Annotated in this window: 16 protein-coding genes; 8 read left to right on the top strand and 8 right to left on the bottom strand. The window is 71.3% G+C overall.

Annotated features, from left to right (window positions below; genetic code table 11):
• Positions 1–312: 312 nt before the first annotated feature.
• On the top strand, positions 313–819 hold the full coding sequence (locus ACWIGU_RS15680; protein WP_454401144.1) for an FBP domain-containing protein: 507 nt from the start codon (positions 313–315) through the stop codon (positions 817–819).
• Positions 820–883: 64 nt separating this feature from the next.
• On the opposite strand, the gene ACWIGU_RS15675 is transcribed toward ACWIGU_RS15680, so the two are convergent.
• The 4 genes from ACWIGU_RS15675 to ACWIGU_RS15660 all read right to left on the bottom strand — a co-directional run bounded on the left by ACWIGU_RS15675 (position 884) and on the right by ACWIGU_RS15660 (position 6626).
• Entirely contained in the window at positions 884–1732 is an 849-nt protein-coding gene (locus ACWIGU_RS15675; RefSeq protein WP_454401142.1) for a nitroreductase/quinone reductase family protein, read from the bottom strand.
• A gap of 523 nt (positions 1733–2255) precedes the next feature.
• On the bottom strand, positions 2256–3287 hold the full coding sequence (locus ACWIGU_RS15670) for a hypothetical protein (RefSeq protein WP_454401599.1): 1032 nt from the start codon (positions 3285–3287) through the stop codon (positions 2256–2258).
• Between the two features lie 206 nt (positions 3288–3493).
• Complete coding sequence (locus tag ACWIGU_RS15665) at positions 3494–5146, bottom strand: amidohydrolase (RefSeq protein WP_454401140.1); 1653 nt, start codon at positions 5144–5146, stop codon at positions 3494–3496.
• 43 nt (positions 5147–5189) lie between these two features.
• On the bottom strand, positions 5190–6626 hold the full coding sequence (locus tag ACWIGU_RS15660; RefSeq protein WP_454401139.1) for a purine-cytosine permease family protein: 1437 nt from the start codon (positions 6624–6626) through the stop codon (positions 5190–5192).
• Between the two features lie 149 nt (positions 6627–6775).
• Here ACWIGU_RS15660 and ACWIGU_RS15655 point away from each other — a divergent pair, with 149 nt between their 5' ends.
• The 3 genes from ACWIGU_RS15655 (at position 6776) to ACWIGU_RS15645 (ending at position 9030) form a co-directional block, all read left to right on the top strand.
• Positions 6776–7378, top strand: a complete 603-nt coding sequence (locus ACWIGU_RS15655; RefSeq protein WP_454401137.1) for a TetR/AcrR family transcriptional regulator — start codon at positions 6776–6778, stop codon at positions 7376–7378.
• A 77-nt stretch (positions 7379–7455) separates the two neighbouring features.
• On the top strand, positions 7456–8160 hold the full coding sequence (locus ACWIGU_RS15650; RefSeq protein WP_454401135.1) for a ribonuclease H family protein: 705 nt from the start codon (positions 7456–7458) through the stop codon (positions 8158–8160).
• Between the two features lie 51 nt (positions 8161–8211).
• Positions 8212–9030: a 4'-phosphopantetheinyl transferase family protein gene (locus ACWIGU_RS15645; RefSeq protein ID WP_454401133.1), complete on the top strand. Its 819-nt coding sequence runs from the start codon at positions 8212–8214 to the stop codon at positions 9028–9030.
• Here ACWIGU_RS15645 and ACWIGU_RS15640 read toward each other — a convergent pair.
• Entirely contained in the window at positions 9009–9821 is an 813-nt protein-coding gene (locus ACWIGU_RS15640; RefSeq protein ID WP_454401131.1) for an endo alpha-1,4 polygalactosaminidase, read from the bottom strand. The two genes, ACWIGU_RS15645 and ACWIGU_RS15640, sit on opposite strands and share 22 nt — an antisense overlap.
• 245 nt (positions 9822–10066) lie before the next feature.
• Here ACWIGU_RS15640 and ACWIGU_RS15635 point away from each other — a divergent pair, with 245 nt between their 5' ends.
• Positions 10067–10978 (top strand): D-2-hydroxyacid dehydrogenase family protein, encoded by a 912-nt coding sequence (locus ACWIGU_RS15635; protein WP_454401597.1) that lies wholly within the window; start codon positions 10067–10069, stop codon positions 10976–10978.
• Between the two features lie 207 nt (positions 10979–11185).
• Here the strand turns inward: ACWIGU_RS15635 and ACWIGU_RS15630 are convergent, their stop codons facing one another.
• Together ACWIGU_RS15630 and ACWIGU_RS15625 are read right to left on the bottom strand one after the other, a co-directional pair.
• Positions 11186–12049 (bottom strand): carbon-nitrogen hydrolase family protein, encoded by an 864-nt coding sequence (locus ACWIGU_RS15630; RefSeq protein WP_454401129.1) that lies wholly within the window; start codon positions 12047–12049, stop codon positions 11186–11188.
• Positions 12050–12052: 3 nt separating this feature from the next.
• A complete protein-coding gene (locus ACWIGU_RS15625) occupies positions 12053–13555 on the bottom strand; it encodes an APC family permease (protein WP_454401127.1) in 1503 nt (500 codons plus the stop codon).
• A 137-nt stretch (positions 13556–13692) separates the two neighbouring features.
• On the opposite strand from ACWIGU_RS15625, the gene ACWIGU_RS15620 reads away from it, so the two are divergent.
• The gene (locus ACWIGU_RS15620; RefSeq protein WP_454401126.1) at positions 13693–14292 is read left to right on the top strand and encodes a TetR/AcrR family transcriptional regulator; all 600 of its coding nucleotides are present in this window, start codon (positions 13693–13695) and stop codon (positions 14290–14292) included.
• 59 nt (positions 14293–14351) lie between these two features.
• On the opposite strand, the gene ACWIGU_RS15615 is transcribed toward ACWIGU_RS15620, so the two are convergent.
• Positions 14352–14993, bottom strand: a complete 642-nt coding sequence (locus ACWIGU_RS15615; protein ID WP_454401124.1) for a MerR family transcriptional regulator — start codon at positions 14991–14993, stop codon at positions 14352–14354.
• A 105-nt stretch (positions 14994–15098) separates the two neighbouring features.
• Here ACWIGU_RS15615 and ACWIGU_RS15610 point away from each other — a divergent pair, with 105 nt between their 5' ends.
• A complete protein-coding gene (locus ACWIGU_RS15610) occupies positions 15099–15578 on the top strand; it encodes a DUF4188 domain-containing protein (RefSeq protein WP_454401122.1) in 480 nt (159 codons plus the stop codon).
• A gap of 72 nt (positions 15579–15650) precedes the next feature.
• The gene (gene ligA, locus ACWIGU_RS15605) at positions 15651–17744 is read left to right on the top strand and encodes an NAD-dependent DNA ligase LigA (protein WP_454401120.1); all 2094 of its coding nucleotides are present in this window, start codon (positions 15651–15653) and stop codon (positions 17742–17744) included.
• The last annotated feature ends 3 nt before the right edge of the window (positions 17745–17747 follow it).

The raw sequence follows: 17747 nt of genomic DNA, 5'->3' as shown, positions 1-17747 counted from the left end.
TGAGTCTTCCTCGGTGATCTTTATTAGATGCCTTGGGCATCCAGTCGGCCACTCGAAGATCGGCCAGTCCGCCCGGCAGGGACATCTGGCCGAACCCTGTTGTTCCGATTCTGCCAGGGGTGTGTTCTGTCTGGTCGGGGCGTGCCGCCGGGCCGGCGGGGCAGACGGGGCATGTGCCGCACGGCCGGAGCCGATGGGGTGTCCTCGGGTGCGGCGCGGCTTGTTCGCGCCCCGTCGACCGAACCCGTGCCGGCCGCGCCCGCGGGAAAATGCGGATGCTTGTGCGCGCGGCGGTGGGTATCGTCGCCGCACGTGGAACCACTGAACGAGAAACAGATCCGGGCGTCCTTCGTGAACTGCACGAAGGGTGAGGCCGCCCGGATGAAGCTCCCCCTCGACTTCGCCGAGCTCCCCTGGGAGGACCTCGACTTCCTCGGCTGGGTCGACCCGGGAGCTCCCCTGCTGGCCCACCTGGTGCGACCCGGCCCCGACGGGCCCCTCGGCATCACCCTGCGGGTTCCCTCGGTGGGCCGGACCAGCGCCGTGAAGTCCAGCATGTGCCAGGTGTGCCTGACCGGACACGCCTCCTCCGGCGTCGCCCTCCTCGCGGCGCCCCTGGCCGGGGCGCGCGGGCGGGAGGGCAACACCGTCGGCATCTATCTCTGCGCGGACCTCGCCTGCTCGCTCTATCTGCGCGGCAAGCGGCAGCCCAAGCTGCGGGCCGGGCGCTACGAGGAGTCGCTCTCGCTCGATGAGCGGATCACCCGCGCCATGGGCAACCTGGACGCCTTCGCGGCCAAGGTCACCGAGGCTGCGTGACCGGTGTGTGAGCGGTGCGTGACCGGTGTGGGGCGCGGCCGGGACTGGTTTCCGCGAGGCGGCCTTACGTCGCCGCGTCCAGCAGCGGGATGAGTTCTTCCTCCTCGTGCAGCAGGTGCCTCTCCAGTTCGTCCGTGAGCCGTTCCACCTCGGGGAGCACCAGGCCGGGGTCGGCGGCGTCGCTGGAGACCGTCTCCTGCAGACGGGCGAGGAGCGCGGCGATCCGCTCGTGCTCCTCGCGCATCAGCTCCAGGGCCGCGCCGAGCTCGGGGTGGCGCGAGCCGATGAACGGGAACAGGGCGGCGTCCTCTCCGGCGTGATGATTGTGCAGTCCCTTGCAGAGGGTGAGGCAGTTGACCCGGAGCTGGGCTCCCAGACCGATTCCCGGGCCCGACTCGGCCATCTCCTTGCGGATCAGGCCCAGTTCACGCCGGATCCCGTCGTGGACGGCCTTGAGGCCGTCGCCCCATGACGTCGCGCCCGTCACCTTCGGCGGGCCGCTCCCGACGGCCCGCAGGGCGACCACGGGGATCACGCGGGAGGTCTTCGCCTGGTACTCCGCCCAGCCGGCATCGCGCTCGACCGCCCGGGCGAACGCGGCGTCGCGCTCGGCTCCCGTCAGGACCTCGGCCTCCGCCTCGTAGGTGAACACGCCGTCCTCGACCGAGACGCGCGGGGTGGCCAGCAGATTGTGGAACCAGTCCGGGTTGCCGGGCGCGCCGCCCGCCGAGGCGATCACGAGGACGCGCTCGCCGCCGTCGGGGAGGTAGCCGACCGGCGTGGTGTGTGCGGCGCCCGAACGGGCTCCCGTGGTGGTGAGGAGGAGGATCCGGCCACCTTCGAAGGGGCCTGAGAGCCGGCCGCGATGAGCTCGGAACTCTTCGATGACGTGCTGATTGAAATCGTTGGGCATTCTCTTCTTTCGTCTCCGGGACTTACGAAATCTGGATCGCGGAAGCAAAAGAAGACGGCGGGCCTCGCGCCCGCCCCGGCCTCACTCGGAGGCCGGGTGCCCTACTCGTTGATGGCCCAAGGCCGACCCGGCAGTCACGGGGCGAGACCCTAGTTCATGCGGGCGCGCGGCGGCAATGCGTTTCTTTCCGGTGCGGGCTCGGGGTGGTCGTTCTGCTGAGGTGTGCTCCCCGGCGCGGGCTCGGGGTGCTCGTTCTGCTGATGCGCGCTCCCTGGCGCGGGCTCGGTGCGGGATCGGCAGGTGCGTTTTCGGGTGCGGGGCCGCGGTGGCATGTACGTGCTCACTGTTCTACGGGTGCATGTCGGCGAGCTGATTGCCTGTACGTGGTGCTGGTGGCTGCGCGCGCACATGCCCCCGCGTCCCCTCCCGTCTCGTACGCGGCTGACCCCTGGTGGGACTTCGCTGTCCTTGGCCATGTCTCGTACGCTGCCGATCGCCTGTGGGGCTCCGGTCGGGCTGTTTTCTACTGGACCTTTGCCTGGATTGCCGAGATGCACGAGGCGATGGCCTGCTGGAGGTCCTCCAGGCGCTTGAGCATGTCGTCCTCGTAGACGTCGTCCTCGGCGTCGTCGAGGGTGAGCTCCTCGAATACCTTCGTCGCCTTCTGCAGGCTGTTGTAGAACTTCGCCCTGCGCTCCTTCACCCGGAGGTCGGGGTCGCTCTCGACGGTCTTGGTGACGAGCTCGCGGACGCTGTCGTACGCCTCACGCGCCCACTCGCCGGCCTCTTCGTCGTCGTCCAGCTCGTCGATCAGGGAGAGGTGGCGCTCGGCCTCCTCGCGCAGCTCGCGCGGTGCCTCGATCTTCTGTCCCGCCGCTGTCTTGACCTGGCCGTTCTCCGCGATCTGACGCACGTACTCGACCCGGTCGCCGGCCTTCGCCTCGGCGGCCACGGCCTTCTTCAGGTCGTCGGTGCGCACGATGTCCCTGACCAGCTCCGTGCGCAGGGCGGGGTCCTCTTCCAGACGGTCCATGAGGGCCTTCCTGGCCGCCTCGGCGGTGCCGGGGTCGGCGAGGATCGCGGCGCGCAGCGCGGTCGGGTTCTCGGCGACCTCCAAGGCCTTGGTCGGGCGGATGCCCTCGGCCTCGGCGGCCGCCGAGATCGCGTGGCCGCGCGGGGACACGGCGATGGAGCGCGACGCGTAGTACGTCAACCAGGCGTCGGAGTCCGGGAGTTCGATGTCCTGGCCCGGGGCGAGCGCCTCGAAGTGCGGCACGAGACCGTCGTCGGCCGCCTTGTCCCAGGCCTTGTAGTAGCGCATGACACGCTCCGCCGAGCAGCCCGCCAGCTCGCTGAACCGGCGGGCCGAGATCTTGGGCGTCTCGCCCGCGGCCTGCCCGCCGGGTCGCACGCTGCGCGCCACCATGAGGGCGAACGCCCAGCCGCCGGTCCGGGCGTAGACGCCGAAGGCCCGCGCGTCCTCGGCGACCAGGTCCGAGACCGGCGCGGCGTCGTCCGGCGTCTCCTCGTCCGGCGCGCTCTCACCGCCCGGCACGCTCTCCCCGCCCGGCACCCAGATGTTCGCCTCGGCCTCGGCGGGCCCGGCCTGCGCCGGGACGGACCCTTCGGGCGCGACGTCTGCTGCGGTGGATTCTGTCGGGGCGGTCGCTGAGGTCACGCGGTTCTCCTGAGGCGGCTCGGGCGGACGAAGGCTGACGCGCTACTTTATCGCTCCCAATTGACCGTTTTGTTCGCGGGTTCTCAGGCGCTGTGCTCGATCCTGCCGCCCACGACGACCGTTTCGGCCACGGTGCCGGGGATGTCCTCGGGTGCGGCGCTCAGGATGTCGCGGGACAGGACCACGAAGTCCGCTGCCTTGCCCACGCTCAGCGAACCCCGTTCGTTCTCAAGGAAGTTGGCGTGCGCGGAACCCATCGTGTACCCGTACACCGCGGTCTCCACGTCCACCGTCTCGCCCGGCATCCAGGGCTCGCCGCCGTCCAGCGGGCGTCGCGTGACAGCGGTGTAGATGCCGACCATGGGGTCCATCTCGGCCACGTTCCAGTCGCTGGAGAAGGCAAGGACCGCGCCCGACTCGTGGAGGCTGCGCATCGGCCAGGCCTTGTGCCAGCGGTCCGTGCCGACGTTCTCCGCCCAGTCCTTGCCCGGCCCGGCGACCTCGGGGGCGCAGTGCCTGGGCTGCATGCAGGCGACCACGCCCAGCGCCGCGAAGCGCGCGGTGTCGGCCGGGTCGAGGCACTCGACGTGCACGACCTGATGGCGGGCGTCCCGCTCACCGTTGACCGTACGGGCGTGCTCGACGGAGTCGAGGACCGTGCGGATGCCGCGGTCACCGGTCGCGTGGACGAAGCACTGGAAGCCGCGCGCGTCGAGCTTGGCGAGGAGGTCCGCGAACTCCTCCGGCGGGTAGAAGGTCTCGCCGCGGTGGTGGCCGCACCCCGTGTACGGCTCCAGGAGCGCGGCGGTGCGCGGCTCGACGACGTCGTCGATGTAGAGCTTCAACGGTCCGACGCGCAGCCGGTCGTCCGCGTGGCGGGCCGCGGCGGCGGCGAAGTCGTCGAGGTCGGCGTCGGTGGTGCCGCGCGGGTGGAAGAGCGCGGCCACGATCCGCGAGCGGAGCCGGCCTTCGGAGCGGGCGCGCTCGAACAGGGCGAGGTCGTCGATGGAGTTCTGCGGTTCGATGACGGTCGTGATGCCGAAGCGGATCGCGTCGTCGAGGGACTTGGCGAGGCGCCCGTACTGGCGGTCGGCCGAGGCCCACGGCACGCCGAGCTCCTTGAGCGCGCGGTGCCCCTCGCGGGACAGGCCCTTCACCGCGAAGTCCTTGACGAATCCGGTGGGTTCACCGGTCTCGGGGTCGGTCGCGGCCTCGCCGAACGGCAGGCTCGTACGGTTCTTGTCGATGCCGAGGCGGCGCAGCGCGGCCGTGTTCAGCCAGGCGGTGTGCACGTCGTAGCTGAGGACGAACGCGGGGGTGTCGCCGGTCACCGGGTCGAGGTCGGCGGCGGTGGGCATCCGGCCGCCGGGTATCGCGGAGTAGTCGAACGCCTCCGCCTCGATCCAGGCGGCGCCGGGGTGCGCCGCCCGCCACGTGCGGATCCGGTCGTGGATCTCGTCGAGCGTGTCCGCGCCGGCCAGCTGGACGCAGGCGTCGTCGGAGCCGAGCCGTACGTGGTTGTGCGCGTCGATGAAGCCGGGCAGGACCAGTTTCCCGCCGGCGTCGATGACCTCGGTGCCGGGCCCCGTCCAGGCCTCGGCGTCCGCGTCGGCCCCGAGCCAGACGATCTTTCCGTCGCGCACGGCGAGCGCCTGCGCCTCGGGCAGCGCGGGGTCGACGGTGTGGACGCGTGCGTCGCGCAGGACGAGGTCGGCGGGGGCGGGGGAGTGGGACATGAGGGGCAACTCCTGTGGTGGTACCGGTGGTTCGGGAGAAGGTCTACGCGGCGGGGGCGACGGACCGCCGGGCGAGCGCCCAGTACACGAGGGCGGAGACGACCGAGCCGAGCAGCGTCAGGTCGGCGCCGCCGAGCGGGGCGACCAGCGGGCCGGTCCAGAGCTCGGATTCGCAGGTCAGCGAGGCGAAGACGATGCCGGCGAGCAGCGCGGCGACCCCGGCCGGGTGGTAGCCGCCCCGGTACCAGTAGGCGCCGTCGCGGCCGGCGTGCAGGGCCGGGGCGTCGTACCGGCAGCGGCGCATCACCATGTCGGCGAGGAACACGCCGCCCCACGGCGCGAACACGATGATCAGCAGGGACAGGAACGACAGCAGCGAGTCGGTGAAGTCCGTGAGGAACAGGGCGTAGAGCGAGCCGACCACGGTGACGCCCGCACTGATGAGGATCGCCTTGGACCGGCTCCACGGGATGCCGAGGACCTGGAGGTTCAGGCTCGACGAGTACAGCGTGATGATCGAGTTGGTGACCGACCCGCCGAGCACCAGGGCCAGGAAGAGCGGCTGGAACCAGCCCGGCAGCAGCCCCTCGGTACCGGCCACCGCGTCCGACATGTCGGCCTGCGTGGCGGCGGCGACGCCCGCGACACCGAGAGCCACCGAGGAGATGAGTCCGCCGAGCGCGCCGCTCCAGGTGATCGACCGCAGCGAGGTGGTGCGCGGCAGGTAGCGGGTGTAGTCGGCGGGCATCGGGACGTACGAGAACGGTCCCGCCAGCATCACGACGAACGCGAGGCTCCAGCCCGAGGCGCCGGGGACGCCGCCGGTCGACGCGCCGGTGTCGGCGCCGGGGATCAGGAAGACGAGGAGTGCGGCGAAGCCCACGGCGAGGATGTACGCCATCCAGCGCTCGGCGAACTGCACGGTGGCGTGGCCCCACAGGGCGACGGCGAAGGTGAGCACCATCGTGACGGCCAGCGCGAAGGCGCGGGCGGTAGAGCCGTGCCAGCCGAGGTCCGCGCAGAACGCTTCGAGGGCGAGCACGCCGACCACGGTGTTCACGATCGTGTAGCCGATCGAGACGATCCAGTTGAGCAGGCCGGCGGGCCAGTTCCCGCGGACGCCGAAGGGCGCGCGGGAGATCACCAGGGTCGCGGTGCCGGTGCGGATCCCGCTCAGTCCGGCGGCGCTGATCGCGAAGAACGCCAGGCCTCCGATGACGACGGCCGCGGTCGCCTGCCAGAACGAGAGCCCGAAGGACGCGGCGAGCGCGCCGTTGATGACGTACGTGAAGGTGAGGTTCGAGCCGAACCAGAGCCAGAAGACGTCCTTCGCGCCGCCGTGCCGCTCCTCGTCGGGGATGGGGTCGATCCCGTGGGTCTCGACCTGGAAGACCTCGTCACCGGTGAAGGCGACCGCGGGTCCGGCCTGCGCGGGTCCGGCATCCGCGGGACCCGCCTCCTCGGTGTGCTGCTGTGTCATCCCGCCGCCCTTGAACGTTGTTCTTGAATATCATTCAAACTACTTGAACGGCATTCAAGATGCGCCTCGTCGTCCCGTACGTCAAGACCCCTCGCGAAATCGCCGGATAGGGTCATGGGTGTCGGGACCACGGAGAGGGAGGCGCGGCGGTGGCGGCTACTGCGCGACGGCGCGACGGGCAGGTCGCCCAGGAACGCATGCTCGAGGAGGCGATGACGGCCATCGCCGAGGACGGCCTGGCCTCGCTCACGATGTCGGCGCTCGGCAAGCGCCTCGGCACCAGCGGCGGCCACATCCTGTACTACTTCGGCAGCAAGGACCGTCTCCTCCTCGAAGCCCTGCGCTGGAGCGAGAGCGGCCTCGCCGACGAACGCAGGGCGCTGCTGTCCCGGCGCGTCACCGCCGAGCGCAAGCTCGACCAGTTCGTCGAGCTGTACCTGCCGCGCGGCCCGCGCGACCCGCGCTGGACGCTGTGGATCGAGCTCTGGGCCCGCACCTCCACCGACGAGGCCCTGCGCCAGGCCCAGGACGAGCTGGACCGGGGCTGGCAGGAGGACCTCGAGACCCTTCTGGACCGGGGGGTCAAGCAGGGGCGGTTCGCCCCCCTCGACACCGCCGAGCGCGCCTCCCAACTCCTCGCCCTGCTCGACGGGTTGAGCACGCGCATCGTGACCGGCCAGCGGGGTGCGGAGCGGTCCGCGGTGCTCGCCTCCGCGCGCTCGGCTGCCGAGCGGCTGGTGGCGCCGGCCTGACCGCCGGTGCGGGCGCGGCCTTGTGCGTGCCGGGGCCGGGCGACGGGGTGCGGCGTCCGCCGCTCGCCGGCACTGGCATGATCGGTGTCATGGCAGATCGCGTAATCGCCGCGTGTGACGGGGCGTCGAAAGGAAATCCAGGGCCCGCCGGCTGGGCCTGGGTCATCGCCGACGGCGGGGAGACCCCGGTTCGCTGGGAGGCGGGCGCGCTGGGCACGGCGACGAACAACGTCGCGGAGCTCACCGCGCTGGAGCGCCTCCTCGCCGCCACGGACCCGGGCGAGCGGCTCGAGGTCCGGATGGACTCCCAGTACGCGATGAAGGCGGTGACGACGTGGCTGCCCGGCTGGAAGCGCAACGGCTGGAAGACCTCGGCGGGCAAGCCGGTCGCCAACCAGGAGCTCGTCGCCCGTATCGACGCGCTGCTCGAAGGGCGCGCCGTCGAGTTCCGGTACGTTCCCGCGCACCAGGTGGACGGCGACCGGCTGAACGACTTCGCCGACCGGGCCGCGAGCCAGGCCGCCGTCGTCCAGGAACCTGCGGGCACCGACTACGGGTCCCCGGAGCCCCCGCCGTCACCCGACACGGTCCCCGGCCCCTCGAAGAGGAAGCCCAAGGCGGGCACGGCCCGCTCGAAGACGGCCTCGTCGCGCACGCTCAACGCCAAGTTCCCGGGCCGCTGCGTCTGCGGCCGGTCCTACGCGGCCGGTGAGCCCATCGCCAAGAACCCGAAGGGCTGGGGCCACCCGGAATGCCGTACGGGCGCGGGTGCCGCGGAGTGAGCCGGGCGGGCTGCCGGGGCCGGCGGGCGGCGTGATGAGGGCGGTCTCCGCGTGACCCCGGAACCGGACGTCGCGCGTGAGCCGGACCTTGTCTCCGAGCCGGACCTCGCCCCCGACCCCGCCGTCCCGGTGACTCCGGGTCCCTGGGACGGTCGCCCGTCCCTGTGGCTGCTCAGGACCCCGGACCGTGGAGAGCCGTACCCCCTGCTGGACGACTCCGCTCTCGACGCCGACGAGCGCGCCCGGGCTGCCGCCTTCGTACGGAGCTCGGACCGCGACCTGTACCTGGCCGCACACATCTCCCTGCGTCGGCTCCTCGGTGCGTGTCTGGGGACCTCGCCGGGGAGTGTCCGGTTCACCCGCGAGCCGTGTCCGCAGTGCGGCGGCCCGCACGGGCGCCCGGTGCTGCCCGGCCCCCGCCCCCCGCTGCACTTCTCCCTCTCGCACTGCGAGGGGCTCGTCCTGATGTGCGTGGCGGGAAGCCCGGTCGGCGTGGATGCCGAGCGGGTGCCGGGCCCCGGGGCCGTGGACGACCTGCTGAAGGAGCTGCACCCGGCGGAACGCGCCGATCTCGCCTCGCTCCCTGCCGGGTCGCGCGCCGCGGCCTTCTGCCGGGTGTGGACCCGCAAGGAGGCGTACCTCAAGGGTGTCGGCGTCGGCCTGGGGCGTGCACTGGACGCGGACTACGTGGGTGACCGTCCACGCCACGGAGCCGTCCACCCTTCCGGCTGGTCCCTGCGCTCACTCGACCTCGGGCCGCAGCGCGGCACGCACGCCGCGGCGGTGGCCCTGCGTGACACCGTGCTCCCCGTCATGCGGGTCCTGCCCGACGCGTACCCGCACACCCCTCAACAGGTGTGCCGCACATAGCCGTTGCTGCCGGGAATCGTCACGTCGTGGTCCCTGCGCACGATGTCCAACCGCTGTCCGAATGCGCTACAGGCCTTGCGCAGGCCGGTGTCGGTGTACTCGATCACCACGACCCGGTCGTCGAAGGCCTTGGCGTACACACCGCATTCGTCGTAGGCGCCGCATTCCTCGGCGACGGCGAAATCGACTCCCACCTGGTGGCCATCCGGGGCCAGTTCGGCCGTGTTCTTCTGGCCTACGGCGAGCCCGGCCCGGTGTGCGCGCCTCACCAGCAACGACAGGAACGCCTTTGCGTCGCGGGCGCTCAGCAGACCCTCCGAGCGCGTGTAGCTGTCGTAGTTGTCCGGCTCGACCGCGTCGAAGCCGTGGTCGGCGCACCCTTCGATCCACGGGCCGACGCGGGCGGCCACCCGCTCACGCTTGTTCGGCGTGCCGATGTCCAGCAGCGGCTCGTCCCAGTCCTGGTCGATCACGACCCGTCCGTTCCGGTCGCGCAGCAGCAAGTCGGCGGGCCATTCGTCCCGTTCGCCGGGCTGGGCCTGGAAGGCGTTGACGTAGCAGATGTTGTACAGGCCGGGGGCGGGCCGAGCCGCCCGGTCGCGGCTCACGACACCGTCGCCCTTCGCGGGTGGATAGGCACCACCGATCTGGTAGTCGAAACCCGCGTGCCGGGGCGGCGGGCTCCAGTCCGGGCCTTCGCTCTTCACGCCGCCGGACGAGCACCCCACGGCGAGCGGGAACAGCAGGGTGGCGACCAGGACATGGATGAGTACGTTCGTGCGTGACGCCATGCGGTATTCCATCATCAGGTTCAGGGATTGCCCTCAGAGGTGAGCCGGGGGTGGTCCAGCACTGAGTCCACACTCGCATGGTCCGTGCGTCGACTCGGCAGGTGTACGGGTGCGCTGAGCCCGTGGTCGTCGCACGGCCACCGCGAGGAGCCATTAGTGTTTCCGGTACCGGATCTTTCAGGGGAGTTGCGTTGACCAGACTGCGCTGCGCCGTGCTCGACGACTACCAAGGCGTGGCCTTGTCCATGGCGGACTGGACCAGAGTCGGGACGGACGTCGAAGTCCGCTCCCTGCAACGCCACCTGCCGACCGAGGACGCCGTCGTCGCGGCGGTCGGCGACTGCGAGATCGTGGTCGCGATGAGGGAGCGCACACCCTTCACGGACCCCCTCTTCGCCCGCCTCCCGCAGCTGCGTCTCCTGATCACCTCGGGGATGCGCAACGCGTCCATCGACCTGGCCGCAGCCGCTCGGCACGGCGTCACGGTGTGCGGCACCGCCAGCAACTCCGAGCCGCCCGTCGAACTGACGTGGGCGATCATCCTCGGCCTCGCCCGGAGCGTGGTGCGCGAGAGCACCGCCCTGCGTGACATGGGCCCCTGGCAGAGCACACTCGGCGCCGACCTGTACGGACGCCGTCTCGGCCTCCTGGGGCTCGGGAAGATCGGGACCAAGGTCGCCCGCGTCGGCCAGGCCTTCGGCATGGAGGTGGCCGCGTGGAGCGAGAACCTCACCGAAGAGCGCGCCGCGGCGGCCGGTGTCAGCCTCGCGCCCTCCAAGGAGGAGCTCCTGGAGAGCAGCGACTTCGTCTCCGTCCACCTCGTGCTCAGTGACCGCACACGCGGCCTGATCGGCGCGGACGAACTCAAGCGCATGCGCCCCACGGCCTACCTGGTCAACACCTCGCGCGCCGCGATCGTCGACCAGGAGGCGATGGTGCGCGCCCTGCAAGACGGCCGGATCGCGGGCGCGGGCGCCGACGTCTTCGAGACGGAACCGCTTCCGCCCGACCACCCCTTGCGCACCGCCCCGAACTTCCTCGGCCTGCCGCACCTCGGCTATGTCACCCGCCGCAACTACGAGGGTTACTTCGAAGGCGCGGTCGAGGACATCGAGGCGTTCCGGGCGGGGAGCCCGGTCCGCACGATTACGGCCTGACCGGGAGAGGGGCGGCTCGGCCCGGTCGCGGGGCGAACAGGCGGGCCGGGCAGGGGCCGACGGGACGTGTGAGGCCACGGGGCCGCACGGTTTCGGCGGTGACGGGGACAGGAGCGACGCGGCGCTGGATCAAGGTGGCGGTGGTTCCAGCGGCCGTCGTCGGCCTGGGCGGCTGGATGGGCGAAGGGCGCGCCCGGGACGGGGCGTTCAGCCCCGATGAGGTCGCGGCTGGAACGAGCCGCCGTACATCGGCAGTTGCACGCGGGAGCCGTACCGCTCCAGCTGGGCCCAGGGCCGGTTGAGGCCCGAGGAGCCGAACTCGCGGACCCGGGTGACGGCGTCCAGGTCGAGGACGTCCGCGAGGAGTTCCTGGCCGGGGCCCGCCTGCTGGCGGACGGTGCCCTCGGGATCGACGATGACGCTGCTGCCCACGGCGGCGGGGTCCGCGGCGTTGACGTTCACCACGTACACCTGGTTCGTCCAGGCGTTGGCGCGGGCGCAGACGATCTCCATGTCGCGGTCCCTCGTGGTGGTGAGAGTGGGCTGGACGATCACTTCGGCGCCCAGCCAGGCGAGCTGGCGCGCGGTCTCCGGGAACGAGCCGTCGTAACAGATCGCGAGGCCGATCCTGCCGATGTCCGGGATGTCGAAGACGACGAACTCGCTGCCGGGCGCCGTCGTTTCGTAGGGCTGCCAGGGGAAGACCTTGCGGTAGCGGGCGGCGATCTCGCCCTGCGGGGAGACCGCGAGGGCGGTGTTGTAGACGGTGCCGTCGGCGACCCGCTCGTAGACGCTTCCGGGTATCAGCCACAGGCCCGTCTCGCGGGCGAGGTCGCAGATCCGGTCGGTGAGCGGTCCTGGGACGGTGACGGCGGCCTTACCCATCCAGTCCTCGCGGGCGTCGAAGAGCGGCGCCTCCGCGGACAGCATCAGCTCGGGAACCACGACGAGCTGGACGTGCGGAAGCATGGCGCGGGTCGCGCGGACCCGGTCGGCGTACAGCGCCCACGTGGCCTCGGGATCGAAGGGAACGGGAGCGGTCTGTACGGCGGCGATGCTGAGCGTGCGCATGGATCAGTCCTCGGTGACAGTCAGTCGGGTGACGGCGGTGCGGCCGTCGCGGAAGAAGGGGCGGAAGCGGTGGCGCAGCGCCAGCATCACGACCAGGCCGAGCAGGACGGAGCCGAGGCCCAGCAGGAGTACGCCGCCGACGCCGAACAGTGAGGTGGAGCCGTACGAGGGGTCGGTCATGTCGACCGCACTGCGGACGAACGCGGCGAGCATCATCAGCCCGCCCGCGAGCGGCAGCACCCCCTTGAGGAGCGCGTCCCGCCAGGAGCGGCGCAGCCGGCCACGGAACAGCCAGGCGCAGGCAAGGCCCGTCACGCCGTAATAGAGCGCAATGAGCAGGCCGATGGAGAGGATCGCGTCGCCTAGGAAGGCGGGCGAGAGCCAGGTCAGGGCCGCGAGGAGAACCGCGGCAGCCGTGCCCATGAAGACGGTGCCGAAGGACGGCGTGCGGTGGCGCGGGTGGATGCGGGCGAACGCCCGGGGCAGCGCGCCGTGGACGCTCATCGAGAGCGTGGCCCGCGAGCTGCCGACGACGCAGGTGAGCAGCGCGGCGATCGCGGAGACACAGACGGCGAGCTGGACGCCCTTCGCGAGCGCTGTGCCGAGGACGGGCGGTCCGAGGGCGGACAGGACGTCGGCCGCGTTGCCGGCGTTGCCGAGCCCCAGGCCCGAAGTGCCCGTCCCGGCGAAGCTGATCGCGGCGACCGCCGTGAACAGGTACGTGACCAGGAGGATGAGCGTCGAGATGAGTGCGGCCTTGCCGGGGGTGCGCTCGCTGTCGCGGGTCTCCTCGTTGACGGTGAGCAGCGCGTCCCAGCCCCAGTAGATGTAGAGGCAGAGCAGGACCGCCTTGGCGAACGCGCCGAAGCTGTCGAAGCCGAACGGGTCGAACCAGCCGAGCGACGGCGTGAGCGCGCCGTGCCGGGCGAGAGCGGCGGCGCCGAAGGCGAAGAGGGCGACGAGCTGAAGCCCGAGCAGGACGTACTGGACGACCGCGGCGAGCTGGAGGCCGCGGTACGCGATGACGGTGATGGCCCCGATCAACAGCGCCGCGGTGACGGCGACCGCGGTCTCGTCGGAGGCCAGTGAGTCGAGGCCGAGGAGCCCGAGGAGGTAGCCGGCGCCCACCTGGGAGAGCGCTGCCATGGCCGTGACCGTGGCGAACTGGGTGACCCAGCCGCCCAGGAGCCAGCCGGACGACGGGCCGAAGGCGCGCGTCGTCCACACGAAGGTGGTCCCGCAGTCCGGCATCTCCTTGTTGAGCTCGCGGAAGGCGAACGCCGTCAGCAGGATCGGCACGAATCCGAGGAGCAGCGCGGCGGGCGCGAGGTGGCCGACGGCCACCGTCACGAAGCCGAGGGTCACGGCGATGCTGTAGGCGGGGGCGACCGAGGAGAGGCCGAGCGCCACGGAGGCGAGCAGCCCGACGGATCCGCTCCGCAGGCCTTTGGAGGGCGGTGGGGATGTGGTGGTGGGGGCGAGTGTCTGAGCGGGATCAGGGTTCACGGCGGCCTTCTGGTCGGCGGCGACGTTTGCTAAACGGAGATTTAACGAACGGGCCATGAGGCCTGTCAAGGGCGGGTTCGGTATCTTTACCCCGGCATCAGTGAATCGGGTTGGACCCTGTTCGGACGGAGGCGGTCGTGGGACGGCGCAAGGACCAGGAGGCGCGGCGGGCGCAATTGCACCAGGCCACGCTGCGCGCACTGCACAGCCGGGGTCTCGAAGGTCTGCGGCTGCGCGATGTCGCCGAGGAGGCGGGGGTCACGTCGGCCGCGGTGCTCTACTACTACGACGATCTCGACGAGCTGATGTACGAGACGTTCCAGCGGGCGATCGAGCGCTTCAGCCGTGAGCGCGAGGAGAGCGCCGAGAAGTTCCCGGACGCCCGGGACCGGCTGCGGGCCTGCGTCGAGCACGGCGTCGCCGACGGGCCCGACGACCTGCTGCCCCGGCTGCTCTTCGAGTACTGGCCGCGCAGCCTGCGTGACCCCCGCGCGGCCGCTCTCGACGCCACGCTGACCGAGCGTCAAATTGCCGTGTACTACGCCACGTTGGTGCTCGGCGAGGCGCAGGGGCACTTCACGCTCGCCGAGCCCGCGGGTCAGCTGGCCGCCGGATTCGTCGCGATGGAGGACGGCTTCCAGATGGAGGTGCTCGCGGGGCGCCGCACACGTACCGAGGTGATCGCCATGCTGCACGCGTACGCCCGGATGGCTACGGGGTTCGACCCGTCGGCGTGAGGCGGCGCGTGCACGTGCGCGGGGTCACACTCGTCGTGGCCCCGCAGTCCGCGTAACCGTCACAGCCCGAACCGGCGCGCCGACTGCTCCTCCTGGGCCAGCCTGCGCAGCGTGAGCAGGACCGGCTCGTACAGAATCGCCGCCGCGACCGCGATCTCGACCTTCTCCACCTCCTCGGAGAAGGTGTCGAGCCGGTCGATGTCGTGCTCGGCGACGCGCTCCATGTGCCGTGCGTACGGGGCGAGTTCGGGCGTGCCGCAGGTGTAGCCGAGACGGTTGAGCGTGGCGACCGTCGTGATGAGGGTGCGGTACGAGGGGGAGAGGCTGCCGATCTCGCGCGCGGTGTCCCAGCCGAGTTCCTCGAGGAGCCGGTCGACGGCCGAGGTCGCCTCGACCGTCGCCGGGTCGTCCTCGGGCGCCTCCGGCGGCTGCGGCAGTGCCCACAGGGCCGCGCCCAGGCGGATCGTGCGGCCCAGCGAGTCGTCGTCCACCGCCGCGAGCACCTCGCGAGCGGTCGCCACCGGCACCCGGCCGACCTGGATCAGCGCCCGTACGAGACGCAGCCGGCGCAGATGGGAGGCGTCGTACTCGGCCTGTGTGGCCGTGATGCGCCGCCCAGGGGGCAGGAGTTGCTCCCGCAGGTAGTACTTGATGGTGGGGATGGAGACCCCGCTCAGCTCGCTGAGTTTTGCGAGTCGCATCTCTTGCACCCTCCCTTGGGCAGTGCCACTATCCAAGCATGGGTGTCTGGGTAGTGGCACTCTCCAAAACCCAGAACTCTCCAACACAGCCGAATCGGGGGCGACATGGGCACGAAGACGCATGCCGGACGGATGACAGCGGGCGCCCAGGGGGAGGTGGTGGTCTTCCTCATCGGCATGCGCGTCAACCACTTCTGGGCGGTCCACCGGTGGCTGCCGGTGTTCATCGCGATGCCCATGATGATCAAGGAGCTGAATCGCGACCGCTCTCTCGGCCTCCTGCACCACATCCTCCTCACGGGTTCGCCGCGCACCTACGTGGTCGTCCAGTACTGGGAGTCGAAGGAGAAGCTGCTCGCCTACGCCGCGGCCCCGGACAAGCGCCATCGCCCGTGGTGGGCGCGGATCAACCGGTACGCCCGCAAGGGCGCGACGCACGTGGGGATCTGGCACGAGACGTACGTCGTACCCGAGGGCTCCTACGAGACGATCTACGGAGACATGCCGGCCCAGGGCCTCGCCAAGGCGTTCGGCGTCGCGAGCCTCGCAGACGGGGTGCAGGCGCAGGACCGGTTGAGGGTGTGAAGCGGAGCGCTTGAGTCCGGGCGTCGCCGTCGCCGCCGGTCGATTGTCAGTGCCACCAGGCACGATGGCAGCATGACAACGACTTCTGGTGAGTTCGCTCTGGCCGATGCCGCTGCCTATGCCCAGGCCGTCACGGACGCGTCCCTGGCGGCGGGCGCCTACTACACGGGCGGTACGTCCGCCCTCGACGACGACGCGTACGACCGGCTCGTCCGGGCCGTCGCCGCGTACGAGGCGGACCACCCCGACGAGGTGCTGCCGCAGTCGCCGACGGGGAAGGTCGCCGGCGGCGCCGTCGAGGGGGACGTGGCGCACACGGTCCCGATGCTGAGCCTGGACAACGTCTTCGACGGTGAGCAGTTCAGCACCTGGACCGCGTCGGTGGCCCGCAGGATCGGCCACGACGTGACCCGGTGGAACGTCCAGCCCAAGCTGGACGGCCTGGCCATCGCAGCTCGTTACCACGAGGGCCGCCTCACGCGGCTGATCACCCGGGGCGACGGGACGGCCGGGGAGGACGTCTCGCACGCGATCGGCACCATCGAGGGCCTGCCCGACCGCCTCACCGAGCCGCACACGGTCGAGGTGCGGGGCGAAGTCCTCATGACCCTCGACCAGTTCGAGCACGCGAACGAGGTGCGTACGGAGCACGGCGGCGCCCCCTTCGCCAACCCGAGGAACGCCGCGGCGGGCACGCTCAGGGCCAAGGAGCGCGCCTACACGGTGCCGATGACGTTCTTCGCGTACGGCCTGCTGCCCCTGCCGGACACGTCGGCCGAGCACACGGACGCGCTGCGCTCCCTGGCCCACGGCGAACTGATGGACCGCACGGCCGCGCTCGGCGTCAACACACCGGCCACGACTGCTGTTTCGGGACTCACCGTCGACACCGTCGAGGAGGTGCTCGCGCGGGTCGAGCACATCGCGGGACTGCGCGCCGAGCTGCCGTTCGGGATCGACGGGATCGTCGTCAAGGCGGACCTCGCCGCCGACCAAGAGGCCGTCGGAACGGGCACGCGCGCCCCGCGCTGGGCCATCGCCTTCAAGCTGCCGGCGGTCGAGAAGATCACCCGGCTCCTCGACGTCGAGTGGAACGTCGGCCGTACGGGCATCATCGCGCCGCGCGCAGTCCTCGAACCCGTCGACATCGACGGCAGCACGGTCACGTACGCCACGCTGCACAATCCGGCCGACATCACCCGCCGCGACCTGCGGCTCGGCGACCACGTGATGGTCTACAAGGCGGGTGACATCATCCCCCGCATCGAAGCGCCCGTCGCCCATCTGCGCACCGGCGACGAACGGCCGATCGCCTTCCCCGACGTATGCCCGCAGTGCGGCTCCGGCATCGACACGGGCGAGCAGCGCTGGCGCTGCGAGCGGGGGCGGAACTGTCACCTGGTGGCATCGCTCTCCTACGCGGCGGGCCGCGACCAGCTCGACATCGAGGGCCTCGGCGCCACCCGCGTCGTCCAGCTCGTCGACGCGGGCCTGGTCGCCGATCTCGCCGATCTGTTCGCGCTGACCCGTGACGGGCTCCTGGCGCTCGACCGGATGGGGGAGACCAGTACGGACAACCTCCTCGCCGCGATCGAGGCCGCCAAGGCCCAGCCGCTGTCCCGGGTGCTGTGCGCCCTCGGGGTGCGGGGCACCGGACGGTCCATGTCCCGCCGAATCGCCCGGTACTTCGCCACGATGGACCACATCCGCGTCGCGGACGCCGAGGCGATGCAGCGGGTCGAGGGCATCGGCGCCGAGAAGGCCCCGGTGATCGTCTCCGAGCTGGCCGAACTCGCCTCGCTCATCGACCGGTTGGCCGCGGCGGGGGTGAACATGACCGAACCCGGCGCCACCCCGCCTCCCCCCGAGGACGAGGCCGGGACGGACGCAGCGGGCGAGCCGGCGGCGGCCTCGGGACCGCTGGACGGCATGACCGTCGTCGTCACGGGGGCCATGACCGGCCCTCTCGAGAAGCTCAGCCGCAACCAGATGAACGAACTCATCGAGCGGGCCGGCGGCAAGTCCTCCTCCAGCGTCTCCAAGCGCACCTCGCTCGTGGTCGCCGGTGAGGGCGCGGGTTCCAAGCGGGCCAAGGCCGAGGACCTGGGCATCCGCCTCGCCACGCCGGACGAGTTCGCCGGACTCGTCGCGGACCTCCTGGAGTGAGGT

The organism is Streptomyces sp. NPDC055400 (assembly GCF_053644375.1).
Note: the sequence above shows the minus strand (reverse complement) of the source record. Positions and strands in the feature narration are given on the sequence as shown.